General features: G+C 57.7%; 23 protein-coding genes and 2 pseudogenes. 13 read left to right on the top strand and 12 right to left on the bottom strand.

From position 1 onward, the window contains the following. Positions 1 to 1,590 carry a hypothetical protein gene (locus tag NVV72_15525; GenBank protein MCR6660678.1) on the bottom strand — a complete coding sequence of 530 codons (1,590 nt, stop codon included), beginning with the start codon at positions 1,588 to 1,590 and terminating at the stop codon, positions 1 to 3. A 359-nt stretch (positions 1,591 to 1,949) separates the two neighbouring features. Beyond that, complete coding sequence (locus tag NVV72_15520; GenBank protein ID MCR6660677.1) at positions 1,950 to 2,519, bottom strand: hypothetical protein; 570 nt, start codon at positions 2,517 to 2,519, stop codon at positions 1,950 to 1,952. A 197-nt stretch (positions 2,520 to 2,716) separates the two neighbouring features. On the opposite strand from NVV72_15520, the gene rpmG reads away from it, so the two are divergent. Together rpmG and NVV72_15510 are read left to right on the top strand one after the other, a co-directional pair. Continuing rightward, positions 2,717 to 2,884, top strand: coding sequence for a 50S ribosomal protein L33 (gene rpmG, locus NVV72_15515; GenBank protein ID MCR6660676.1), 168 nt, complete (start codon positions 2,717 to 2,719; stop codon positions 2,882 to 2,884). A gap of 178 nt (positions 2,885 to 3,062) precedes the next feature. Next, positions 3,063 to 3,515: a hypothetical protein gene (locus NVV72_15510; protein MCR6660675.1), complete on the top strand. Its 453-nt coding sequence runs from the start codon at positions 3,063 to 3,065 to the stop codon at positions 3,513 to 3,515. Here the strand turns inward: NVV72_15510 and NVV72_15505 are convergent. Together NVV72_15505 and NVV72_15500 are read right to left on the bottom strand one after the other, a co-directional pair. Next, positions 3,512 to 4,885 carry a PleD family two-component system response regulator gene (locus NVV72_15505; protein MCR6660674.1) on the bottom strand — a complete coding sequence of 458 codons (1,374 nt, stop codon included), beginning with the start codon at positions 4,883 to 4,885 and terminating at the stop codon, positions 3,512 to 3,514. The two genes, NVV72_15510 and NVV72_15505, sit on opposite strands and share 4 nt — an antisense overlap. 9 nt (positions 4,886 to 4,894) lie before the next feature. Beyond that, the gene (locus NVV72_15500) at positions 4,895 to 5,263 is read right to left on the bottom strand and encodes a response regulator (GenBank protein MCR6660673.1); all 369 of its coding nucleotides are present in this window, start codon (positions 5,261 to 5,263) and stop codon (positions 4,895 to 4,897) included. Between the two features lie 247 nt (positions 5,264 to 5,510). Here NVV72_15500 and NVV72_15495 point away from each other — a divergent pair, with 247 nt between their 5' ends. The 4 genes from NVV72_15495 to NVV72_15480 are packed head-to-tail and all read left to right on the top strand — an operon-like array spanning position 5,511 to position 7,984. Continuing rightward, the gene (locus tag NVV72_15495; GenBank protein ID MCR6660672.1) at positions 5,511 to 5,981 is read left to right on the top strand and encodes a RidA family protein; all 471 of its coding nucleotides are present in this window, start codon (positions 5,511 to 5,513) and stop codon (positions 5,979 to 5,981) included. A 46-nt stretch (positions 5,982 to 6,027) separates the two neighbouring features. Further along, positions 6,028 to 7,170, top strand: a complete 1,143-nt coding sequence (locus NVV72_15490; protein ID MCR6660671.1) for a GNAT family N-acetyltransferase — start codon at positions 6,028 to 6,030, stop codon at positions 7,168 to 7,170. A gap of 1 nt (position 7,171) precedes the next feature. Beyond that, positions 7,172 to 7,603, top strand: coding sequence for a hypothetical protein (locus NVV72_15485; GenBank protein ID MCR6660670.1), 432 nt, complete (start codon positions 7,172 to 7,174; stop codon positions 7,601 to 7,603). Between the two features lie 36 nt (positions 7,604 to 7,639). Beyond that, positions 7,640 to 7,984 (top strand): DUF962 domain-containing protein, encoded by a 345-nt coding sequence (locus tag NVV72_15480; protein MCR6660669.1) that lies wholly within the window; start codon positions 7,640 to 7,642, stop codon positions 7,982 to 7,984. Here the strand turns inward: NVV72_15480 and NVV72_15475 are convergent. From NVV72_15475 to NVV72_15460, 4 genes are read right to left on the bottom strand one after another with little or no spacing between them, the layout of a single operon-like run. Continuing rightward, on the bottom strand, positions 7,968 to 8,714 hold the full coding sequence (locus tag NVV72_15475; protein MCR6660668.1) for an ATPase: 747 nt from the start codon (positions 8,712 to 8,714) through the stop codon (positions 7,968 to 7,970). The two genes, NVV72_15480 and NVV72_15475, sit on opposite strands and share 17 nt — an antisense overlap. Before the next feature lies 1 nt (position 8,715). Next, positions 8,716 to 9,414: an HAD-IA family hydrolase gene (locus NVV72_15470; GenBank protein MCR6660667.1), complete on the bottom strand. Its 699-nt coding sequence runs from the start codon at positions 9,412 to 9,414 to the stop codon at positions 8,716 to 8,718. After that, the gene (locus NVV72_15465) at positions 9,411 to 10,415 is read right to left on the bottom strand and encodes an RluA family pseudouridine synthase (GenBank protein MCR6660666.1); all 1,005 of its coding nucleotides are present in this window, start codon (positions 10,413 to 10,415) and stop codon (positions 9,411 to 9,413) included. Before NVV72_15465 ends, NVV72_15470 begins: the two co-directional genes overlap by 4 nt. Continuing rightward, positions 10,412 to 10,816 (bottom strand): CrcB family protein, encoded by a 405-nt coding sequence (locus NVV72_15460; GenBank protein ID MCR6660665.1) that lies wholly within the window; start codon positions 10,814 to 10,816, stop codon positions 10,412 to 10,414. The genes NVV72_15465 and NVV72_15460 overlap by 4 nt, the downstream gene beginning before the upstream one ends. 76 nt (positions 10,817 to 10,892) lie before the next feature. On the opposite strand from NVV72_15460, the gene NVV72_15455 reads away from it, so the two are divergent. The 3 genes from NVV72_15455 to NVV72_15445 all read left to right on the top strand — a co-directional run bounded on the left by NVV72_15455 (position 10,893) and on the right by NVV72_15445 (position 13,801). Continuing rightward, entirely contained in the window at positions 10,893 to 11,324 is a 432-nt protein-coding gene (locus tag NVV72_15455; protein MCR6660664.1) for an HIT family protein, read from the top strand. After that, on the top strand, positions 11,324 to 11,947 hold the full coding sequence (locus NVV72_15450) for a histidine phosphatase family protein (GenBank protein ID MCR6660663.1): 624 nt from the start codon (positions 11,324 to 11,326) through the stop codon (positions 11,945 to 11,947). Before NVV72_15455 ends, NVV72_15450 begins: the two co-directional genes overlap by 1 nt. A gap of 63 nt (positions 11,948 to 12,010) precedes the next feature. Further along, positions 12,011 to 13,801 (top strand): DUF4153 domain-containing protein, encoded by a 1,791-nt coding sequence (locus tag NVV72_15445; protein ID MCR6660662.1) that lies wholly within the window; start codon positions 12,011 to 12,013, stop codon positions 13,799 to 13,801. A gap of 13 nt (positions 13,802 to 13,814) precedes the next feature. On the opposite strand, the gene NVV72_15440 is transcribed toward NVV72_15445, so the two are convergent. Next, positions 13,815 to 14,810 carry an LLM class flavin-dependent oxidoreductase gene (locus NVV72_15440; protein MCR6660661.1) on the bottom strand — a complete coding sequence of 332 codons (996 nt, stop codon included), beginning with the start codon at positions 14,808 to 14,810 and terminating at the stop codon, positions 13,815 to 13,817. 128 nt (positions 14,811 to 14,938) lie between these two features. On the opposite strand from NVV72_15440, the gene NVV72_15435 reads away from it, so the two are divergent. Together NVV72_15435 and NVV72_15430 are read left to right on the top strand one after the other, a co-directional pair. Next, positions 14,939 to 15,322: a hypothetical protein gene (locus NVV72_15435; protein ID MCR6660660.1), complete on the top strand. Its 384-nt coding sequence runs from the start codon at positions 14,939 to 14,941 to the stop codon at positions 15,320 to 15,322. A gap of 125 nt (positions 15,323 to 15,447) precedes the next feature. After that, positions 15,448 to 16,254 (top strand): hypothetical protein, encoded by an 807-nt coding sequence (locus NVV72_15430; GenBank protein ID MCR6660659.1) that lies wholly within the window; start codon positions 15,448 to 15,450, stop codon positions 16,252 to 16,254. A gap of 177 nt (positions 16,255 to 16,431) precedes the next feature. On the opposite strand, the pseudogene clpA reads toward NVV72_15430, so the two are convergent. From clpA to phaP, 3 genes and pseudogenes are all read right to left on the bottom strand, one after another. Beyond that, positions 16,432 to 18,743 (bottom strand): annotated as a pseudogene (gene clpA, locus NVV72_15425) (ATP-dependent Clp protease ATP-binding subunit ClpA). A gap of 252 nt (positions 18,744 to 18,995) precedes the next feature. Continuing rightward, on the bottom strand, positions 18,996 to 19,325 hold the full coding sequence (gene clpS / locus NVV72_15420) for an ATP-dependent Clp protease adapter ClpS (protein MCR6660658.1): 330 nt from the start codon (positions 19,323 to 19,325) through the stop codon (positions 18,996 to 18,998). 275 nt (positions 19,326 to 19,600) lie between these two features. Further along, positions 19,601 to 20,039, bottom strand: a pseudogene (phaP, locus tag NVV72_15415) (TIGR01841 family phasin). Between the two features lie 476 nt (positions 20,040 to 20,515). On the opposite strand from phaP, the gene NVV72_15410 reads away from it, so the two are divergent. Together NVV72_15410 and NVV72_15405 are read left to right on the top strand one after the other, a co-directional pair. Next, the gene (locus tag NVV72_15410) at positions 20,516 to 21,139 is read left to right on the top strand and encodes a serine hydrolase (protein MCR6660657.1); all 624 of its coding nucleotides are present in this window, start codon (positions 20,516 to 20,518) and stop codon (positions 21,137 to 21,139) included. Then, a complete protein-coding gene (locus NVV72_15405; GenBank protein ID MCR6660656.1) occupies positions 21,021 to 22,031 on the top strand; it encodes an SPOR domain-containing protein in 1,011 nt (336 codons plus the stop codon). Before NVV72_15410 ends, NVV72_15405 begins: the two co-directional genes overlap by 119 nt. The last annotated feature ends 12 nt before the right edge of the window (positions 22,032 to 22,043 follow it).

Below are 22,043 nucleotides of genomic sequence, written 5' to 3'. Positions count from 1 at the left end.
TTATCCGCGGTGCTTGTCCTCTTCTGTCAGCAGACGGTTGGCATCATGCTCGACAAGCTCCTTCACCGCCTTTTCAAGAACCCGCAAGGCTGTGTATTTTTCGTCCGGCAGGGCGCCCTTGATATTGCCCAGGATCAAGGCCGGTTCGTCCGGCGTCTCCAGCTTGGCGACCAAGCTATATATTCTGTGTATACCAAAGCCCAGGGGCGCCGCGATGCACGCGAGCTTTACAACCAGCATTCCCCAATCCCATCCGGCTACCCCAGGCTGTGACATAGCAACCGGATCGTAATAATAATGCAGCCGCAACAACCAGATTGAAAAGGCCGCAACCAGCAATGCGACCTGAGAAATCCAAAAAACCTTCCAAAAACGTGAAGAGGCCAGGCCTTTTATAAAGTACAGCCTGTCCCAACCCCAACTCCCCAACAGTTTTATGAGGCCATATCCGAAAAGCAATCGCCACCATCCCTGCTCCGCCCCCCATGAAATGATCGTGAAATGGGCCTTGAACTCGGCACGCGCGGTTTGAGCGGCATATCCCATGAGAATGTAGTTATGCAGGTTAATCAGCAGATCATCCAGGCTTTTTCGCCGCCCATTCACCCACATGGCCATGCGTATGCATCGGCTTCGGGTTTTCGTCCACAACCGATATTCCGTGGCGAATTCTCTTCTTTGTTTATCTTCCGCCCAATGCTTTTCCTTAAACATTATGGCCGCACCCCACAAATTACCGTGCAGGTGGTCTAAAAGCTCTCGGCGCGCATTCATCATCGCGCCGACCTGCAGGCTTGATTGTCGAGTAATATTCTGAAACGCCGATAATAATGCTTTAAATCTATTCTCCACAACGAAACGACAACGTCCTGAGAGCAAAATCAAACCACCCGCCAGGATCAGAGTCAAAACGACCGCGAACACACGCAAGCATAAGATGAGTATCGGGGACCAATGCCAGAGCGGAAACCCTCTTTGATGTTCATGCAGCCATATCATCAAAGGGCCAGAATCCATGACGTTGCTCAAGAGCCATATTACTGCCAGGCCCCACCAGAGACGGTTAAAGATTTTCTTCTCACCCTCATTGGTCGCTTTGGCACGCTCATCCAGCAGAATGCCATAGTTGCGAATAATGGCCGAAGCCCAGGCAAGGCCGCAATCTCGCAAAGTTTTATCATTGAAGGAATTGAATTCGGCGATATGCGGAAATTGCTTATCCTGTTCGATCAATGGCTGCACGATCAATTGAGCCGGCGAAATACCTGATATAATGGCTTGGCGCGGCGCCTCACTTTCGGCGGTCATAACCGCTGTGGCAGTGATACTATGATCGAAATAGGGACGCAGGACACTATCTTTAAACCTGTACCATTCACTTTCATTGGTGAGAGATATCGCTTCCTGAATGTCACAAAAATGCCTGCCGTCCGCTCTTAAAGTTTCTTCATCCAAGGTATAATAATCTGCGGGTTTGACAGGTTTTTTGAGTTGCGGAATTTCCTCTGCATTGAGACCATCGACAAAAGCCAATGATCCATCCAGAAGTTTCAGGTCATAATTGTCTTTAATCAGCTTCCTGTTCGCCATGGCGTTCCCCTCAAGCCGGCTATAAACAAATGCTGGATAGGATGCGCGCCAGTCCTTTGTCCGTGACTGCATGACATCTGCAGAGTCAGGCGGCCTTGTCTTGACAAGATGGGCGCATATCAGAATTACAATGTCATATCACAAGGCTCATCAAAAGCCTCATTACCTCGCCTGCCCTAAAGACGCATAGAGGCACGGTTAACCATGATTAACGTTTAACCGCAACTTGCGCAAGGGTTGTCAGAACGCTGACACTTTTCCCGCAAAAGGGGAAGTCCGCTCGTGTCAAAAACGTCACTATAAAACGGCGTGCCAGAGTCGACCGGCAAGCCGGCGGTCAGAACCTATCTGCCAGAAACCTACCTAAAGGTATAGCTCTGCTTCTCCAGGGTCAGGTCGCCGCCGGAGGCGCGAATGGAGAGTTGCTTGATGCCGGCATCGAGCTGGATGTCGTGGCTTTCCATGGTTTCGAGGCCGGTGACCGGGTTCTTGCCGTAAAGATCGAAAGTGACGCGGTTGCCGTTATTCCAGTGGATGCGCAGGTCGAAATCATCACCCGGCTTGGGCGACATCTTATAGCCCTGCACCGCTTCCTCGCCGGTGCCGCCGACCTTGGTGACCCCGGCCTGAAGCTTGCCATCTTCGGTGGCGGTAAAGGTCAGGGCCGCCGCCTCCCCGGCCTCATCATCGATGGAGAGGCCAAAGGCCGCCGTGGCGCAGTTGTCATCGGCGCATTTGAGACGCACCACCAGGTCAACGCGGGTGACATCGGTCAGCGGATCAGACTTCGCCGTATTGGTCTCGCCGGCGGCCGCACTCAGGCTGAGCGGCGCAGGTGACTGGTAGCCGGTCGGCTTGTCGGCGGCAAAAGCCGGCATAGCCAGAATCAGTCCGAAGACAACAAGACCGGCGGTGAGAAGTCGTTTCATGGGTTTGTCCCGAAAACAGCGGAGGGACGCGCAGATAGCTTGACCTTCACGGCAAAAATGCGTCTATGGCGGTCTTGCAGCGAAAAAACGCCTGTTAGCTTCATTTGTCCATTGACTTATGACGTTCTGTGAGTATTTTCCGCGCTCCTGTTTTATTCGCGCCGTTTGGCGCATCCGAACCGTAAGGACTTTACGTCATGGCAAAGCCAGCCTCCATCAAGATCCGCCTGAACTCGACGGCGGACACCGGCTTCTTCTACGTGACGAAGAAGAACGCCCGCACGAAGACCGAAAAGATGGTGCTGAAGAAGTACGATCCGGTCGTGCGCAAGCACGTCGAATTCAAAGAAGGCAAGATTAAGTAATCACGCCTGTTGCGTTTGTCCATCGGCATCCCCCCGCCGGTGGGCTTTTAAGGAAGCCGCGCCTGAGTTCCCCCTATACTCGGCGCGGCTTTTTTGCGTCTGGGATTTTAGGTGACGAAACGATTGGATAATCCGTGATACCGTGAATATAATCGTTCTGACTTTTTTGGGGGGGCATATGAAGTTTGTTTTACTTGTAGCAGTGGCGCTCACATTTTCTACGCCAACAATGGCTGAAGAAAGCCTTTCAGAGCACTTCAAGGAACTTGACGGAAGTTGCTGGGCGTACACTCTTCCCGATGGCGCTACGGACACACGCTGCTTTCATATTGCAACAGGCAACCAACTAGCGATCAATACACATAAGCTGGTCAATAAGGATGGGAGTGTTGCTCAGGAAGGCGTCACAGCAGTAAGGCTCGACCCCAAAACGGGCATCATTGACGATACTTATTACAATTCAGGCGGAGCGATTTACAGCGGTACTGAAAAGCGGGTTGGTGACGAAATCCTGTTTTATGACCCAGGCGCTGCTGAGCCTACCGCAACATGGATCATCTCCTCTACGTCGTATCAGGTGGTGCATCCCGACAGCGCGCAGGTCTATATAAAGACGCCTGCAGATAATTAAGCCGCGGCCTTGACGATCACGCGGTTGCGGCCGGACTGCTTGGCCTCGTAAACCCCCTCGTCGGCCCGCTTCAGCAGACCTTCTGGTGAATCGCCCAGGCCGCGCGAAGTGGCGACGCCGACCGAAACCGTGACATCGAGCGAGCGGCCATCGGCCAGGGCAAACGGCGTATCGGCCACCTGCGAACGGACGCGTTCGGCGATATGCAGGGCGTCCGGCTGGTCGGTGCCCGGCATCAGCACCACGAACTCCTCGCCACCGAAGCGACAAGGCATGTCGATAGCGCGGACATTGAGGCTGAGGCGGCGGGCAAATTCGCGGATCACCTCATCGCCGGCATCGTGGCCGTAGGTGTCATTGACGCGCTTGAAGAAGTCGATATCGAGCATCAGCACTGACACCACATCTTTTCCGGCGCCCCGGTTATGACGCGCCATGGCGAGATTGAGATGGTGATCGAGGAAGCGACGGTTGTTCAGATTGGTCAGCGGATCGGTGATCGCCAGTTCGAGCGACCGATCAAGCGTATCGCGCAGGAAATCACCGTAACGTTTGCGCTTGATCTGGGTCTTGGCGCGGGCGCGCAGTTCGAGCATGTCGATCGGCCGCGGCACCACGTCATTGACGCCCAGTTCCAGCGCCTTGAGCATGGTCTTGCGTTCATCGGCATTGATAATGGCCGGGACCGGCCTCTGGCGCGTGGCCTCACTGGTGCGCAGTTGCGCCACCCAGCGCAGGGCATCGAAGGCCTTGGCGGTCAGGTTCAGAACAACAAGATCGACCCGTCCGGCGGCGATCTTCAATGCCTTTGCCGGATCGGTTTCGTAGGCGCAGCGGTGGTCCTCGCCCAGTTGCATCATCAGGCGCTCGGCCTGGCGGATATTGTCATCGAGGATCAGGACATTGCCGGTGGCCGAAATCTGGCGCTCATACAGTTCCTGGTCAATCAGGCCGGCGCGGCGTGAGGTTGATCTGCGCGAGCGCAGGTCGTCAACCATCTGCTTGAGCCGCACCAGGGCCTGTAAACGCGCCATCAGGACGACGTCATCGACCGGCTTGGTGAGAAAATCATCGGCGCCGGCTTCCAGACCAGAGAGGCGATCCTCGCGGCCATCAAGCGCCGTGATCAGGATGATCGGGATATGGCGGGTCTCGGCGTTTTCTTTAAGCTGGCGGCAGACCTCATAGCCGTCGATTTCCGGCATCATGACGTCAAGGAGGATGATATCAGGCTGCTCTTCGATCGCTATTTCGATGGCGATGCGGCCATTGGGCGCTGTCAGAGTCTCGTAATAGTCCGCCTCCAGTTTGGCCTGGAGCAGGCGCACATTTGCGGCGATGTCGTCAACGATCAGGACACGGGCGGTCATGGGGCATCCCTATCCCAGATAGCGGCGAACCGTGTCGAGGAAATGGGTGACGGAGATCGGCTTGGAGATATAGGCTTCGCAACCACCCTCGCGGATGCGCTCCTCGTCGCCCTTCATGGCGAAGGCGGTCACCGCCACCACCGGAATATGCGACAGCTCGTCGTCTTCCTTAAGCCACTTGGTGACTTCCAGGCCGGAAATTTCCGGCAACTGGATATCCATCAGGATCAGGTCGGGGCGGTGCTCGCGGGCAAGCGTAAGCGCGGACAGGCCCTCGCCCGTCTGGAAGGTTTCATAGCCCTGCGCGTCGAGCAGGTCATGAAACAGTTTCATGTTGAGTTCGTTGTCCTCAACAATGAGAACTTTCTTTTGATTCATACCCAAACCTTCAAACATGTCAGCTCTCTGACCCCGTACCCATCACGTATTCCTGCCGAATCGGTCGCTATGTGCGCCACGGCTTTTGATGCCGACAACCTACACGGACTCTCTTAAGCTCCGGTGAAGGGGAAGGTAACAAAAGGTAAAGATGGGGGTGGCCGAAGTCATTGCAAATCGGTTATAACGGCGGCCGGCCAGCGCCGTTATCAGGCGCAAACCCGTTATAATTTCAGGATTTTCTCTCATGTCGAAATGTGAAGACCGCCTGCGCGCTTTAGGGCTTACCCTGCCCGTCCCCACCGCGCCCGTCGCCAACTATGTGCCCTTCGTGCGCACCGGGAATCACGTCCACATCTCAGGCCAGCTTTCCAATGACGCCAGCGGTGGCATCAAGGGCACGGTCGGCGTGGATGTGACGGTGGAACAGGGCGTGGAAGCGGCCCGCCTATGCGCCATCAACCTGCTGGCCCAGATGAAGGCCGCCGCCGGCGGCGATCTCGACAATGTCGTGCGGGTGATCAAGCTCAACGCCTTCGTCCAGGCCGGACCGGAATTCTACAATATCCCCCAGGTGATCAATGGCTGCTCCGACCTGATGGTGGCGGCGCTCGGCGATGCCGGCAAGCATGCCCGCTCGGCGGTGGGCATGTACAAGATTCCGCTCGGCTTCGCGGTCGAGATCGACGCCTTTATCGAAGTGATGGATCGCCGTTAGGATTGCGCGTGATGGCTATTTTACAAGTGATGCCCATATAGCCGTCATGACAGCCCTTAGCTTGAAACTGCATAACCGAATTGCCGAGATCGGCGAAAGTGCATGGAATGGATTAAGGGATGATGATAACCCCTTCACCTCATACGCTTATCTGGATGCGCTTGAAGCGACCGGTTGCGTCGATCAGGCCAGCGGTTGGCAGCCGGTACATATCTCGCTAAGCGACGAAGGCGGCGCCATCCGGGGCGTGATGCCGCTCTATGTCAAATACCATTCAATGGGCGAATATGTCTTCGACCAGTCGTGGGCGCGGGCTTATGAGCAGGCCGGCGGCGACTATTACCCGAAGCTGCAAGGCGCCATCCCATTCACGCCGGTGACGGGGGCGCGGCTGATTTCGCCCGATCCGGAGGTGCGGCAAGCGCTTGTAAAAGCCGCGATGTCGCTGTGCGAGACGAACAAGCTATCCTCCCTGCACATAACCTTCCCGCGGGAGGATGAATGGCAGATGATGGGCGAGATGGGCTTTCTGCAACGCCAGGATCAGCAGTTCTGGTGGGATAATAACGGCTACGCGACCTTCGATGACTTCCTGGCGCAGTTGTCTTCCAACCGCCGCAAGGTGATCCGGCGCGAGCGGCGCGATGTGCAATCAATTCTTGACCTGAGATGGATCGTCGGCGACGAGATCACAGAGGCGCATCTCGATCGCTTCTATGGCTTTATCGAGAACACCTATGACCGCAAATGGGGCACAGGCCGCCCGTACCTGACGCGGGCCTTCTTCAGCCACATCCGCCAGACCATGGCGGACCAGATGGCGCTGGTTTTCGCCTATGACGGCGATGACGCGGTGGCGGGGGCAATCAACTTTATCGGCAATGATACGCTCTATGGCCGGCAATGGGGCACGCTGGCCGATATCCCCTTCCTGCATTTCGAGGTCTGCTACTACCAGGCCATCGATTTCGCCATCGCGCGGGGTCTGAAACGCGTAGAGGCCGGCACCCAGGGTGAACACAAGCTGTCGCGCGGCTACCTGCCAAATCCGGTCTATTCGGCGCACTATATCCGCGACAAGCGCCTTCGCGCGCCGGTGGAGGCCTACTTGCGTCAGGAGCGCGAGGCCGTGGCCGAACAGATGTTGATGCTGGCCGAAGAGGCTTCACCGTTTAAAAAGGGGGAATGAAATGAAACGCATTTGGGGCGCACTGGGGCTGATTAGTATAGGCCTAGCTGGCTGCGGGTATCCAGCAAGACGGGAAAAACTGGCGGATAAATATGTACTTTTCGCTCCGGACATCCCGCAGGATCTATCGATATGCCGGGAAACGCCTCCTCACAGTTGCATCGGTGGTATTGACGGCACTATCGCCGCCGTTGGCATGAACAAACGCTATATTTCAGCGCTTCAGCATCCAGACAACAATCCGGACATCTCAAACTATTGGTATATTGATCTCACTGTTCCGGATTCGGAATTCAGGGGCATCACAGGTCCATTAACGAGGGAGGCTTTTGAAACCGCGACACAGGAAAAGGATGTGCCTTTGTTGACCATGCCTGTGGACGAGACGCATAGCCTGCATCGCAAATTCAGGATTTCAAATTACCTGTTCTAGCTCCTCCGTGCTAAAATCCGGAAAGAGGACGAAGCCATGGCCGAGCGCTACAAGACCTATTCCGCCTTTTTCGACTTTTACCTGAGCGAGCACAGCAAGCCTGCGACGCGCGCCGTGCACTATCTCGGCTCGACCTTTGGCATAGCGGCGCTGATCCTGACCATCGCCACGCGCAATTTCTTGTGGATTCCGGCCGGCCTTATCGCCGGCTATGGCTGCGCGTGGATCGGGCATTTCTTTATCGAGCACAACAGGCCAGCGACCTTCAAATATCCGCTGCGGTCGTTCATGGGCGATTACCACATGTTCGTTCTGTGGCTGACGGGTCAGTTAAGCAGGCGCCAGAAGCTGGCCGAGGATCATCTCATGCCAGCGCCCTGAACCAGATATCGAGGCTTTGTGCCTGCGCCTTCATGCCGGCGGCGCGTTTGGCGGCTTCGGCATCGGCGCCCCAGGTTTCCGACTGGAAATCCTCGCCGATGCGCGAGGATTGATAAGCCGCCTCACCGCCCAAGTGCCCGCGCCACAGGGCAATGGCCAGGATCACCGAACCCAGAAGCGGAATAGCCAGCATGATCCCTGCCTGCTCATAGGCCGTGGCATTGGCGATCAATGATTGAATCCGCCGAATGGTTTCCTTCGGCTGCGGCTGGTGGATGATGCTCTGGTTCTGCTGGAACTGGAGATCGAGCGCCGCATCGGCCCAGGCCAGAATCGGCTGCCAGGCGGCGGCTTCACGCGCCTGCAAAGCCGCCGGATATTCTGATGGATAGCACAGCAGGTCGGTTTCGGAATACCGCGTCACCTCGGCCAGGGTGTCATCCAGCACCTCGGCCATGCGATCGACGCTGGCAAAACCCAGCCGGGTGAGCGGCATGGCTTCATAATCGACATATTCGCCGACGGCCGCCCACTCCGCCTCGACCAGTTGCGCCAGGGCGGCATTGGGCAGGACCATGACATTGCCCTTGGGCGTCTTGACCGGCCGGCCGTCGAGCGCAACGGCAAAACCGCCTTCCACTTCCATGGTGGCTGTGCCACCCCAGAAGCGTTTGGGGCGAAAACCAAGGCTATCGGACTTCTTGTCGGGGGCTTCGGCTTTGTAGGTCATATCAATAACTTGCGCGCTTGGCTTCAGGCAAAACTTCCGGATTGAAGTCATCCAGGAGCGCCTTCAGCTCGGTAAAATCGTGGACGATATCGTGGGCGCCGGCCAGTTGCAGTTCCTCGACCGTATGGAAACCCCAGGAGACGCCGACCGCCCGTACATAGGCGCTGCGGGCCATCTTCATATCATGGCTGGCGTCACCGATCATCACCGCTTCGTGCGTTGCCACGCCCAACGCATCAAGATTGCGCTGGAGCATGTGCGGGTGTGGCTTGGAGGGGCCATCATCGGCGCAAAAGGTGACGTCGAACAGGTCGCCCCAGCCATGTTTGGCCACGGTGCGGGTAACGCCGCGGCGCGAATTGCCGGTGGCCATGCCGAGCAGCCAGCCCTCGGTTTTCAGGGCGCGCAGAGTATCTTCTGCACCGAGATAGAGGTCTTCGCTGAAATCCGGGTCGGCATGAAAGCGCAGGAACGCCTGCTGGAATTCGTGCGTATAGAGCGCGATGGTTTCGCTATCGAGATCGGGCCGCATCATGGCCAGGGCATCGAACAGCGACACGCCGACAATGGCGCGCACATCGTCATAGGTCGGCGGATCAATATTGATGGCATGAGCGGCTTCCACCGCCGCACGGAAGATGCTTGACCGGCTATCGATGAGCGTCCCATCGACATCAAATACGGCGAGACGCAAACTCATCTCTTCTTCTTTTTCTTATTGGCAAACGGATCGGTCTCGGCCTCGTGCTCATCGAAGCCGAAGCGGTCAAAGCCCGCCTGTATCACCGGATCGAGCGGCGCCTCGACGATCAGCGTCCCATTGGTCGGGTGCGGCAGTTCGATGCGGCGGTGATGTAGTTGCAGATTCAGCCCGGCGGAAAGCGACTGGCTTTCCTCGCTGCCGTATTTCGGATCGCCGAGGATCGAATGGCCGATGGCCTGCATGTGGGCGCGCAACTGGTGGGTACGGCCGGTATGCGGTCGCAGAGCCATCCAGGTGACGCGCGGGCCGGCACGGGAGATGGTGACATATTCGGTCTCGGCCACTTCGGCGCCCGGCTCGTTCGGTTCGGCCGGCTGGACAATCTCGCGGTCATGGAAACCCTTCTTGACCAGCGGCGTATCGATATAGCCGTCTTCCGGCTTCGGATTGCCAACCACCAGCGCCCAGTAGGTCTTGTGGGCGCGGCGCTTGGCAAAGGCGCCCGACAGCCGTGCGGCGGCCTGCGGCGACTTGCCAAGCAGCAGCACACCGGAGGTATCGCGGTCGAGGCGGTGAACCAGACGCGGACGTTCCAGCCCCTCCCCCAGTGCCGACAGCAGGCGGTCGACGTGGTTCTTGGTCTTGGTGCCGCCCTGTACCGCAAGGCCCGAGGGCTTGTTCAGCGCGATGACATCCTCGTCCTCATAGAGCACCAGCGAATGGGCGAAGCGGATTTCCTGCGGCGAAAGCATGGCGCGCTCGCGCTTCTGCTGGTCGATATCGGGCGCTTCCGGCAGCGGCGGCACGCGGATGGTCTGGCCGGTGGCGAGTCGCGTATCGGCCTTCACCCGGCCGCCATCGACGCGCACCTGGCCGGAACGCAGCAGCTTGTTCAACTGCACATGGTTGATATGCGGCCAGCGGCGCTTGAAGAAGCGATCAACTCGGATGCCGTCTTCGCCGTCTGTGATATAGAGGGTCTTGACGTCTTTACTCATGAAAATTTCCGTATCAGGAACAGGCCGGCCATCACGGCGGCAATGGATAAAATGACCGACAGCGAGACATAGCTCGCCGCCAGTCCGTAAGCGCGGCGCTCCAGCATCTGCACCGTCTCCAGCGAGAACGAGGAGAAGGTGGTGAAGCCGCCGAGGACACCGATGCCGAGGAAAAGCCGGGCGCGTTCGGTATCGAACAGACCCTTAAGAGGGCCGAACAACTCACCCATCAGAAGCCCCATCAGCAGGCCGCCAATGACATTGGCCAGAAAGGTGCCCACCGGCCATTCATTGAGCGGCCAGCCCTCATGCCGCCACCACCCGGCGGACGCGAGGCCAAGCAGATAACGACAGGCAGAGCCGAAAGCGCCACCCAGCATGACTAGCAAGAGATTGATCATTGCCGTGCTAATACCCCTCTTGGCCTGCATATCATAGTCCTCTAAACTCGGAATCAGCACAAATTGCAGGTAAATCATGAGCCTTTCCGCCCAATACGACCCGAAAAACATCTTCGCCAAAATCCTGAGCGGCGATATTCCGTCGGTAAAGGTCTATGAAGACGAGCGGATTTTGAGTTTCATGGACGCCTTTCCGCAGGCAAAGGGCCATACGCTCGTCATTCCCAAGGTCAGTGCTTGTAACCTGTTCGACATTCCAGCCGACGACCTGCAAAACCTCATTGTCCAGACGCAGAAAATCGGCCGCGCCGTGCGTGACGCGCTGGCGCCGGATGGCATCCGCCTGATGCAGTTCAATGGCGAAGCCAGCGGCCAGACCGTCTTCCATATCCACTTTCATATCTTGCCGGCTTGGGACGGTGTGACAGAGCGTGCCCACGCCGTCGGCAAGATGGCGGATTTCAACGAATTGAAAGACATAGCCGCGCAAATTAAAGCGAAATTGTAATGACCTTCTACGTCCTTCGCCATGGCCAGACCGACTGGAACGTGCAGATGCGCCTCCAGGGCTCGACCGATATTCCGCTGAACGAAACCGGCCGTGCGCAGGCGCATGTGGCTGCGAAAATCCTGGCGGGCGAAGGTATCACAAAGATCATCGCCAGCCCCCTCTCCCGCGCGCTGGAAACGGCGCAGATCGTCGGCGCGGCAAGCGGTATCGAGCCGGTGATCGATGGGCGGCTGATCGAGCGCAATTTCGGCCAGTTCGAGGGCATGACGATCGATGAGGTCCACCAGCACCGCGAGGATATGCGCGAGCATATGAACCCGCAGGCCGATGTCGACGGCAAGCACTATCCGTGGGACGCCGAGCCGCTGCCGGAGGTGATCGACCGGGTCTACACCTGCATCAACGAATACCGCGAAACCGGCAAATGCCTGTTCGTCTTCCACGGCATCCCCTTCCGGGCCGTCACGCGCAAGTTCCTCAACGACATGTATTCCAGCCCCAATGCCGCGCCGGTCCGCTTTGAAGCGGACGGTGACAAATGGCGCATGGTGCCGCTCGATCCGGACAATGCGCCGATCCAGCAGATCTACAACGCCCAGACCACCATGGGCAGGATATAGCGGCTGAACGCTTTTCGTGTTACCCCTATGACATAAGCGGGGAGCGCCATGACCACTCAATCATTGAAAGCCAATGAAGCCCTGATCATCCGGCTGGCGGTCGGGCTCATCTTCGGCCTGGGCATCGCCTGGCTGATCAAGAGCTTTGATGCCCTTGAGGGGCAGCATGTGCCGGTGTGGGCGCAGGTCCTGACCAGCACCCTGATCCTCGGCGCCTTTATCCTATGGGCTGGTGCCGGCGCCATGAAACGGATCAGCCTCGCCATCTGGAGCGTTATCGCGCTTGGCCTGATCGCGCTGATCGCCTGGAACCGCGCGGCGCATGGCTTGGATGACCGCTACAATCCGTTCTTCCTCAACCTGACCTTCCTGATCTACCCGTTCCTCTTCATCAGCCATGAACTGGTTTCCAGCGCTGACCAGGCCGGAAAGCCGATTGCAGCCTACGCTCTCTATTTCGACGAGGCATGGAAACGCGGCGTGCAACTGGCCTTGAGCGGTCTTTTTACCGCGCTATTCTGGGCCATCCTGTTTCTTGGTGCTGGCCTGCTTGGCTTTATCGGCTTCCACTGGTTCAAGGATTTGCTGATGAATGTGTATTTCGCCTGGCCGGTGACAGGGCTCGCTATCGCCGCTTCGGTCAATCTCGGCGATGTCCAGCCGAAACTGATGCACAATTTCCGCGCCCTGGTGTTGGGTGTGCTGTCCTGGCTGCTACCGGTGATCACTGTGATTGGACTGCTGTTCGCCGTCTCCTTGTGTTTCAGCGGACTGGAACCGCTGTGGAAAACCAAGGCGGCGACGGCCTCCCTGCTGGCCGGCTGCGTAGCGCTGGTGCTATTGGTCAACGCCGCCTGGCAGCAGGGCGATGAGGACCGCAAGGCGCATATCATCCTGCGCTGGTCGGCGCGGATCGCCTGCGGGCTGTTGCTGGTTTTTTCGGGGCTTGCGGCATATTCGCTGTGGTTGCGGATCGCCCAATACGGCCTGACGCCGGAGCGAGTTATGGCGCTGGTCGGTGTCATCATCGCCGCGCTTTACGGACTGGGCTATACGGTGGCCGCCGTGACGCCAAAGGGCCGTTGGTTAGCTTTGTTGGAGCCGGTCAATATCGCCCTGGCCTTTATCATGGCGCTGATTTGCCTGGCGGTGCTGACGCCGATTGCCGATCCGTATCGCCTGAGCGTTAACAGCCAAGTCGTGCGCTTGCAGCAGGGGAAGATAACACCCGATGCGTTCGACTGGGAGTTTCTTGCCAGAAGCGCTGGCACCTATGGTCGGGCTGCGCTCAAAGACTTAGCGCACCATTCCAATCCCGCGATTCGTGATCCCGCGCAGAAGGTCCTGGACTATCTTGCTCCCACCAAGCCTGGCACCGCCCCCCAACCGGAGTTCCCGAAACCACGTTCCAATTTGCACCTTCTCAAAGTGATCTATCCGGCTGGCGCAGCTTTGCCAGAGAGCTTTTTGAATACAAAATTTGAAGGCATGTTCGACGCAACGAATTGCTTGAAAATTGCGGCAGAATTAGATTCCTGCACAGCCATACTGCGTGACATGAATGGCGATGGCAAACCTGAAGTGCTTGTGATCCATGAACCGGATCGCTTGCGCAAAGAAAATCTTGCCGAGGTTGCCGTGGCCTACGAGAGCAATGGTCTGTGGGGAACAACGTCCGGATTTGCTTTGGGCGGCACTGAACTGGCCGACTTCAAGGCAGGCAGGTTTTCCATCATGCCGGTCCAATATTATTCGATCCGTGTTGGGAACAACGAAGAGGGGCGGGTCGAACTGCCGTCATTGAGTTTACCGGTCGCGGCAAACGCCAAAGGAAATGCACCATCTGCAAAATAGGCGCCTATTCGCCTCAAGCCTTCTGCATAAACGGCAGACCGGCGAACAGGTCCACCGATTTCAGACGCGCGGCGATATCGTGGATCGGCATGGAAATGATCAGTTCGTCGGCCTGGGTTTGCTCCAGAAAGCTGCCGAGTCGCTTTTCGATCGTGGCCGGCGAGCCGACCATGGCGTAGCGGAGCATATGGTCGATCATGGTGGTCTCTTCCGGCGTCAGGGCGGCCACAGCGTCATAGCTCGGCCTCGGGAATGGCACACGCACGTTACGGCGCAGGTTGGCGAAGGACTGCTGCATCGAGGTGTAGAGATATTCCGCCTCGGCATCGCTGTCCGCCGCCACGCCCATGACGCCGACCATGGTGTGCGGCTTGTTGAGCGTCGCCGAAGGTCGGAAATGCTGGCGGTAAAGCTGGAGCGCATCGAACAAAAGTTCCGGCGCGAAGTGCGAGGCGAAGGCATAGGGCAGCCCCAGTTGCGCCGCGAGTTGGGCGCTGTAGAGTGAGGAACCGAGCAGCCAGATCGGCACCTGGCTATTGGCGCCCGGCACGGCCAGAATGCGCTGGCCCTCATCCGGTTCGCCAAGCAGATGCTGCAACTCAAGGATATCGTTGGGAAAACTCTCAACACCGGCATCCATATTTCGGCGCAGGGCGCGCGCCGTCATCATGTCGGTGCCGGGGGCGCGGCCGATACCGAGATCGACCCGGCCCGGATTGAGCGCTTCCAGCGTGCCGAACTGCTCGGCGATCACCAGCGGCGAATGGTTGGGCAGCATGATGCCGCCAGAACCGATGCGGATGGTCTTCGTCGCCGCCCCAACATGGCCGATGACGATGGAAGTGGCCGCCGAGGCGATACCCGGCATCCCATGGTGTTCGGCCAGCCAGTAGCGCTTATATCCCGCGCCCTCCGCCGCCTGCGCCATCTTCGCCGAATTGACCAGGGCATCGCTGATGCTGCTGCCTTCGGAAATCTGCGACAGGTCGAGAATGGAAAATGGTATCATGCGGTGCACTCCGGTTTCAGCGCCTTATGTAGGAGGTACGGTTACGATTGCGAGGTTTTCGTGCGAATTAATAGACACTGGTGTCGCATTAAATCTCTGGTAGCATAGTGCAAAACCGGGGGATTAATATGAAATGGCTACTCAGGGGACTGGCTGTAATAGTCGTCGTAATTGTTGGTTACGGTGTCACCGCCAACTATGTGCCGAAGGCGCGGGTTGCAGCTATATGTGTGCCCGCTGAAGCACTCGGAATAAACCTGGGCCTGATTCCGCTGGATCGCGCAGACTGGGGGTATCTGAAACTACGTTCCGGAAAGGCCGGACTGGATGCCTTACACGATCTGGAAATACGCGGCACGACAGACAAAATCCGTCAGACCTCGGTAGCTGTTCAGGAGCAATGGTTTGAATCTGGCCACATAACATATTGGGGCGGAGATCATTTGGGGGGGGAGCAATATCCAGGAAAAGGAAACTCGTTTCAACGAACTGCGGATGCCTCTCGATGGTAAGACCCTGCGGCAAGATTTGTTATCCGGCCAGCAAATTCCGGAAAAGATTCTGGCAGACATGGCGTTACCGCTTACCCTGTCTCCTGCCGCCAAAGACCTACGCTACCGGCGAATGCGTATTGCACATGGCAGACCTGACCGGCGATAGCCAGGGTGAGATTATTATCGACGCTCAGACTATCGGCACATGGGAGGAATACATCAAACCGGCTGTCGGGCACAGACTGACTATCTTTCAACTCAAGCGTGGCGAGTGGCAAAGCACTGTACGTATGCGCCTATGCCAGACGGAGTTGGCTACTGTAGGAAATGGACAAATCAACTTCCCCGCCCAAGCCTTGGATATGTTGTGGATAAACGGACACGCGGTCAATTTCTTCGACAGTGATTGCATGGTTCGAGAGAATACGATTCCCGCTCCTGCTGGCGAACTTAATCAGGCGCGCGCTATGGCACCGCTGCTCACGCATATCGCGCGGCTGCCGCTTTCAAAACCGCTCCCTGAATCCCTGGCAAAGGCTCTCGCCGATCGCACCATTGTCCTGCCCTGGGCGACCGAGCCCCCGATGCGTGAAACATGGATGAAACCGGCATATCACGGCCTGCCGCCTTGTTTTACCAGCCACAATCCGAAAGCCTGCATGGCCATGGTCTCAGACATTAATCATGACGGCAGTGACGACGTGGTGATACTCGATCGAAACGTGCGTAAGGATGTCAGCACCTGGCGACTGGCTACCCTGCTGATGGTGCGGCAGGGCCGTTGGACCGTTGTTGCCAGCCACGCGGCCTGTGCCGAAGAAGGCCAAAAACCGGAAGATTTGAAGGTCGAGTTCAAGCCTTCGACCTGGCATCCAGTTGAATTCGCCGGAAGACTATACATGCCGGATGAGCAAACTGACACATGCACTCAACACTACCCAATCCTTTAAGAAAACAAGAAACCCCAGCACCGCATCTAACAGCTTCGCGGTGTCGTGCGGTCCCCCTCCCCGGCGCAGCCGGGGAGGTACAAAAAAAAGCCCTCCAGTTTGCACCGAAGGGCTTTGTTATTTAACCGCCAGCGTATCAACACACGCTGTCAATGATCCGGTCCTAGGGGCTTGCCTCTAGTCTACGATTTCAGCTTTTGCGCCCGGCTTGTCGGCGCCCTTTTGCGAGGGCGTAATATCGAAGGCGATCTTGCCATCGGCCAGTTTCACCAGGATATGCCCCCCTTGACCAGCTTGCCGAAGAGGATTTCGTCGGCCAGCGGCTTCTTGATGTTTTCCTGGATGACGCGGGCCAGCGGACGGGCGCCATACAGTTCGTCGTAACCGTTTTCGGCCAGCCAGGCAGCGGCCTCGTCGGTCAGTTCGATCGAGATATGACGATCGGCCAGTTGCATTTCCAGTTGCAGGATGAACTTCTGGACGACCTGGCTGATCACGTCCGGCTTCAGTTGCTTGAAGGTGACGATCGCATCGAGACGGTTGCGGAATTCCGGTGTGAACAGGCGCTTGATGGCCTGTTCGTCTTCACCCGAAACCTTCTCACGGCCGAAACCGATCGAGTTCTTCTGGTTATCTGAAGCACCGGCATTGGTGGTCATGATCAGGATGACATTGCGGAAATCGACCTTCTTGCCGACCGCGTCCGTCAACTGGCCATGGTCCATGACCTGGAGCAGGATATTGTAGATATCCGGGTGCGCCTTTTCGATTTCGTCGAGCAGGACTACCGAATGCGGCTGCTGATCGACGGCATCGGTGAGCAGACCGCCCTGGTCGTGACCGACATAGCCCGGAGGGGCGCCAATCAGACGCGAGACGGTGTGGCGCTCCATATATTCCGACATGTCGAAACGCAGGAGCTCGACGCCCATGGTGGCGGCCAGTTGCTTGGCCACTTCGGTCTTGCCGACGCCGGTCGGGCCGGAGAACAGGTAGCAACCCACCGGCTTTTGCGGATCGCGCAGACCGGCGCGGGCCATCTTGACGGCCGTGGACAGTTGCTCGATGGCCTCGTCCTGACCGAAGACCGTGCGGTTGAGGTCGGCCTTCAGGTCGCGCAGGGCCGTGGTGTCGTCACGCGAGACGGACTTCGACGGAATGCGAGCAATCTTGGAGACCACGTACTCGATTTCCTTCGGACCAATCACCTTGCGGCGCTTGTTTTCCGGCATGACCATCTGCAGGGCGCCAGCCTCGTCGATCACGTCGATCGCCTTGTCCGGCAGCTTGCGGTCGGTGATATAGCGCGCCGACAGCTCCACCGCCGTCTTGATGGCGGCGTCGGTGTATTTCAGATGGTGGAAGGTCTCATAGTAGGGCTTGAGACCTTTCAGAATCTTGATGGTGTCATCCAGCGTCGGCTCGTTGACATCGATCTTCTGGAAGCGACGCACCAGGGCGCGGTCTTTCTCGAAGTGCTGACGATATTCCTTGTAGGTGGTCGAGCCCATACAGCGCAGGGTGCCCGCCGCCAGCGCCGGCTTCAGCAGGTTAGAGGCATCCATCGCCCCGCCGGAGGTGGCGCCGGCACCGATGACCGTGTGGATTTCATCGATGAACAGGACGGCATTGGGGTGCGCCTCCAGTTCCTTTACGACCTGCTTGACGCGCTCCTCGAAGTCACCGCGATAGCGGGTGCCCGCCAAAAGCGTGCCCATGTCGAGCGAGTAGATCGTGGCGCCGGCCAGAACGTCCGGCACCTCGCCATCGACGATCTTCTTGGCCAGCCCCTCGGCGATGGCCGTCTTGCCAACCCCCGGATCGCCGACCAACAGCGGATTGTTCTTGGTGCGGCGGCACAGGATCTGGATGGCGCGCTCGACCTCGGCCGAACGGCCGATCAGCGGATCGACCTTGCCGTGGCGCGACTTCTCGTTGAGGTCGACGCAATAGGCCGCGAGCGCATCGGTGGAACCGCCCTTGCCCTTCTCTTCCGTGCCGGCATTGTCTTCCGTGGCGCCGCGCACGACGCGTGGTTCGGACGCGCCGGGCTTCTTGGCGATGCCATGAGCGATGTAATTGACCGCGTCATAGCGCGTCATCTCCTGCTCTTGCAGGAAGAAGGCGGCGTGCGATTCGCGCTCAGAAAAGATGGCGACCAGGACATTAGCGCCGGTCACTTCATCGCGGCCGGAGCTCTGGACATGGATCACCGCGCGCTGGATGACGCGCTGGAAGCCGGCCGTGGGCTTGGCTTCTTCCGAACTGGGTTCGACCAATGATTTCAGGTCGGTTTCGATATAGGCGTCAAGCGCTGTGCGCAGCTTGGGCAGATCGACGTTGCAGGCACTCATGACGGCCGCGGCATCGACATCATCGATCAGGGCCAGCAGGAGGTGCTCAAGCGTCGCATATTCATGATGATGGGCATTGGCGTGACCGACTGCGCGATGCAGGGTCTCTTCTAATGCGCTGGAAAATGACGGCATGACGACCTCCGATAAAACTTGAAAACGCTTTACTCAACTCAAACTCTGGACCCGAATTCTTAACGCGTGGTTTAGAAAATTAACCATGCTCATTCTGGCCCCTTCAGTCTGAACCTGATCTGAATTCTCCCTTCAGAACTCAGATAAAATCCCGGCCGTCCGTAATCCCCCCTCCTCAGTCCTTCTCCATCGTACACTGCAATGGATGCTGATGACGGGCACTTCTCTTTTGTCGCCCTCAGCCTGTCTCCGTCAGTCTTTCTCCATCGTACACTGGAGCGGATGCTGATGGCGACGGGCCATATCCACCACCTGCGCCACCTTGGTTTCCGCCACCTCGTAGGTATATACGCCGCAGACCCCCACTCCGGTTTGATGGACATGCAGCATGATCAGGGTGGCATCCTCACGCGATTTATTGAAGAATCGCTCAAGCACGTAAACGACAAACTCCATTGGCGTGTAGTCGTCGTTCAGGATCAAAACACGATAAAGTGAGGGCTTTTGCGCCTTCGGCTTGGTGTCGATCAGCAGGCCGGGCGTCTGTCCGGGGCGAGTCACCGTGCCCTTGTCGGCCGCCATGACCACCTGTTGCTCTATGTCTGTCAAAACCCGTCTCATCTCAGTATGTTCTGTGCCTTGGGTGCTTTACGCACTCTCCGCTAATAGATATGGCGGAGTCGCCTGATTGCAAGCCGCAATGCAGACCAGGCCACAAGATAGTCCAATTGCGCGCCTGTTAAGAGTCAAAATTTAAAAAACGGCAGGCGGATTTTTTGCGGCGCCGCCAAATGAAAAACCCCGCGCCTGATGGCACGGGGTTTTAAAAAATCATCTGACCCGAAGGCCGGATTTATTTAACGATAGGACTGGAACTTCTCGACGGCGGCGGTCATGCGCGCATTGATCGGCTTGAAGGTGTCCTTGAACGAGGCCGACAGGGTTTCGGTCAGCAGGTTCAGTTCCGAGACATAGGATTCCATCGAGGACTTGGCGTACTTCGATTGCAGCTCGATGACTTCCTGAATGCTCTTGGCGCCTTGCAGCGTCTTGGCGGCGGTCACGGCCTCTTCCCAGTTCTTCTTGGAGAAGGCGATGGCCTGGGCGCCAACCGTTTCCGCGCCCTTGGTGGCGGCGGTCAGGCTTTCGACGACGGCTTCAACATTGCCCTTGGCCAGGCCATTGGCTTCATTGATGCCGGCCAGGGTCTTTTTCGACCGTGTCCTTGAACGCCTGGTTGCCAGCGGTGGTGAACTTTTCGACAGTGGCTTTTACGGTTTCAGCAGCTTCCGACATGGGTAACTCCTTTTTCATATGATGCGTGGGCCAATCCCCGACATCCCTGAACGCTTGAACTTGGATATCGGACCTTCTGCCCGGTTGATGCTTATATAACGCAAGCGCAGCATAACGTCAATCTTTATGTTGCGCTGCACAAAAATTTTACAACCTACAGACCTGCGGATTCTCCTCATATGGGAGTTTCTTGGCAACTTGATGAACGCGGTGGTTGTCTCGCATGGTGAAAGGCGCATAACCAGCGCGAAATGGCCAGCCTGCGGTCACGTTACGGTGAGCTTAAGGTTTGCTTAAGGAAAATTCACGACAGACTAAGTCTCTGACGTTATGATGTTATAGCGCTCACATTGAGAACACATTGTTTTCTTATTTTAAGGGACACGGTTTTCATATTTACCAGGTTTCTCATTGGGGCGTCCGGCGGCAATCTGAATGTGCAAATCGCGTGTGTAACGAGTTGAGGATAGGTTTTGATGCGTAGGATCGGGTGGATATTTAAACGGGCTGGCGAGACAATATCAAACGGGAACAAGGGGCTGAAAGCCGCCGTTCTCGCGGCTTCGGCTGTTTTCCTGATAGCCCTGCCTGCCGCCGCCCAGGACCTGACCGATAACGCCCGTTACGCCGCTATCGTGGTCGATGCCCAATCGGGCGAGGTCTTTTATGCCCAGCGCGCCGACTCGGCCCGCTATCCCGCCTCGCTGACCAAGATCATGACCCTCTATATGGCCTTCGATGCCTTGGCGCACGGCACGCTGAAACCGACCGACCAGATCACCATGAGCGCCCACGCCACCTCACAGGCGCCGGTGAAGGTTTATCTCCGGCCGGGCGATACCATCGATGTCGATACCGCCATGCGCCTGATCGCCCTCTATTCGGCCAACGACCTGGCCGTGGCCCTGGCCGAAAAAGATCGGCGGCGGCTCAGAGGAACGCTTCGCCGCCATGATGACGATCAAGGCGCAGGAACTGGGCATGACGCATACGCGCTTCGTCAACGCCAACGGCCTGCCCGATCCGCGCCAGATATCCTCGGCCCGCGACCTGGCCATCCTGGCGCGCGCCGTGATGCGCGACTATCCGCAGTATTATGACTATTTCAACCTGCCCTCGCAGGAATTCCGCGGCCGTACCTATGTGAACCACAATCCCCTGCGCAGTATGCCGGGCATCGACGGCATGAAGACCGGCTTCACCAATGCCGCTGGCTATAACCTGGTCGCTTCCGGCGTGCGCAATAATCACCGCCTGATCGCCGTCATGCTGGGCGGCTCGAACAAGACGCAGCGCCGCGAGCACGTCACCGCCCTGATGAATACCGGTTTCGACGTCATTGCCCGCCGTGACCGCGGCGAGCGGATCGAGATCGCGCAGAATGAATTTACCCGCGCCATGGATGCCGAGGCACGGATGCCGGAAGGTCCGCAACCCTACACCATATTGGCGGATAACGGTGATGTGGTGGGCGGCAACGCGCCTCTCAGCGATGCGCAACTGCGCGAAACGCTTGAGGGCAGCGAACAGGCCAATGCGTCAGATGTCGATGTCCAGCGCGCCAGCTCGACCATCAAGGCCCCGGCTGTCGCCCAGACCCTGAGCGCCGCCACCAACACCGCCGCCCTGGTGAAGAAGCCGGCGACCAAGGTGGCCGCGGCCGACAAGCCAACTGCCCAAACAACTGCCAAGTCAAAGAAAGCGGCGCTGGCTGACAAGGCGGCTAAGGGCAAAAAGAAGAAAGATCCGACGGCCGTCTATGCTGTCCAGATTGGCGCCTTCAAGGACAAGAGCCTGGCCAATGACTGGGCCAAGAAGATGAAGTCGAAGTTCAGCAACCATCTGGCCAACGGCACTACCGACATCAGCAAGAACGATAATGGCTGGTATCGCACGCGCTTCGTCACCCTGACCAAGGCCCAGGCGTCGGCCGCCTGCAAGGATATATCGGCCAAGCACCTGGACTGCATGGTGATCAAGCCGGACGCTTAAAGCTAATGGGGT

The sequence above is a fragment of the Asticcacaulis sp. genome (genome assembly GCA_024707255.1).
GTDB lineage: Bacteria > Pseudomonadota > Alphaproteobacteria > Caulobacterales > Caulobacteraceae > Asticcacaulis.
The sequence above is the reverse complement of the archived record's forward strand: the minus strand, read 5'-3'. Positions and strand labels throughout refer to the sequence as shown.

What these genes read in the sequence shown, in the direction of transcription:
- NVV72_15525 (MCR6660678.1), bottom strand. Translation starts at nt 1,590, where the DNA reads ATGGCGAACAGGAAGCTGATTAAAGACAATTATGACCTGAAACTTCTG.
- NVV72_15520 (MCR6660677.1), bottom strand. Translation starts at nt 2,519, where the DNA reads ATGAAACGACTTCTCACCGCCGGTCTTGTTGTCTTCGGACTGATTCTG.
- rpmG (MCR6660676.1), top strand. Translation starts at nt 2,717, where the DNA reads ATGGCAAAGCCAGCCTCCATCAAGATCCGCCTGAACTCGACGGCGGAC.
- NVV72_15510 (MCR6660675.1), top strand. Translation starts at nt 3,063, where the DNA reads ATGAAGTTTGTTTTACTTGTAGCAGTGGCGCTCACATTTTCTACGCCA.
- NVV72_15505 (MCR6660674.1), bottom strand. Translation starts at nt 4,885, where the DNA reads ATGACCGCCCGTGTCCTGATCGTTGACGACATCGCCGCAAATGTGCGC.
- NVV72_15500 (MCR6660673.1), bottom strand. Translation starts at nt 5,263, where the DNA reads ATGAATCAAAAGAAAGTTCTCATTGTTGAGGACAACGAACTCAACATG.
- NVV72_15495 (MCR6660672.1), top strand. Translation starts at nt 5,511, where the DNA reads ATGTCGAAATGTGAAGACCGCCTGCGCGCTTTAGGGCTTACCCTGCCC.
- NVV72_15490 (MCR6660671.1), top strand. Translation starts at nt 6,028, where the DNA reads ATGACAGCCCTTAGCTTGAAACTGCATAACCGAATTGCCGAGATCGGC.
- NVV72_15485 (MCR6660670.1), top strand. Translation starts at nt 7,172, where the DNA reads ATGAAACGCATTTGGGGCGCACTGGGGCTGATTAGTATAGGCCTAGCT.
- NVV72_15480 (MCR6660669.1), top strand. Translation starts at nt 7,640, where the DNA reads ATGGCCGAGCGCTACAAGACCTATTCCGCCTTTTTCGACTTTTACCTG.
- NVV72_15475 (MCR6660668.1), bottom strand. Translation starts at nt 8,714, where the DNA reads ATGACCTACAAAGCCGAAGCCCCCGACAAGAAGTCCGATAGCCTTGGT.
- NVV72_15470 (MCR6660667.1), bottom strand. Translation starts at nt 9,414, where the DNA reads ATGAGTTTGCGTCTCGCCGTATTTGATGTCGATGGGACGCTCATCGAT.
- NVV72_15465 (MCR6660666.1), bottom strand. Translation starts at nt 10,415, where the DNA reads ATGAGTAAAGACGTCAAGACCCTCTATATCACAGACGGCGAAGACGGC.
- NVV72_15460 (MCR6660665.1), bottom strand. Translation starts at nt 10,816, where the DNA reads ATGATCAATCTCTTGCTAGTCATGCTGGGTGGCGCTTTCGGCTCTGCC.
- NVV72_15455 (MCR6660664.1), top strand. Translation starts at nt 10,893, where the DNA reads ATGAGCCTTTCCGCCCAATACGACCCGAAAAACATCTTCGCCAAAATC.
- NVV72_15450 (MCR6660663.1), top strand. Translation starts at nt 11,324, where the DNA reads ATGACCTTCTACGTCCTTCGCCATGGCCAGACCGACTGGAACGTGCAG.
- NVV72_15440 (MCR6660661.1), bottom strand. Translation starts at nt 14,810, where the DNA reads ATGATACCATTTTCCATTCTCGACCTGTCGCAGATTTCCGAAGGCAGC.
- NVV72_15435 (MCR6660660.1), top strand. Translation starts at nt 14,939, where the DNA reads ATGAAATGGCTACTCAGGGGACTGGCTGTAATAGTCGTCGTAATTGTT.
- NVV72_15430 (MCR6660659.1), top strand. Translation starts at nt 15,448, where the DNA reads ATGGCAGACCTGACCGGCGATAGCCAGGGTGAGATTATTATCGACGCT.
- clpS (MCR6660658.1), bottom strand. Translation starts at nt 19,325, where the DNA reads ATGGCGGCCGACAAGGGCACGGTGACTCGCCCCGGACAGACGCCCGGC.
- NVV72_15410 (MCR6660657.1), top strand. Translation starts at nt 20,516, where the DNA reads ATGCGTAGGATCGGGTGGATATTTAAACGGGCTGGCGAGACAATATCA.
- NVV72_15405 (MCR6660656.1), top strand. Translation starts at nt 21,021, where the DNA reads ATGACGCATACGCGCTTCGTCAACGCCAACGGCCTGCCCGATCCGCGC.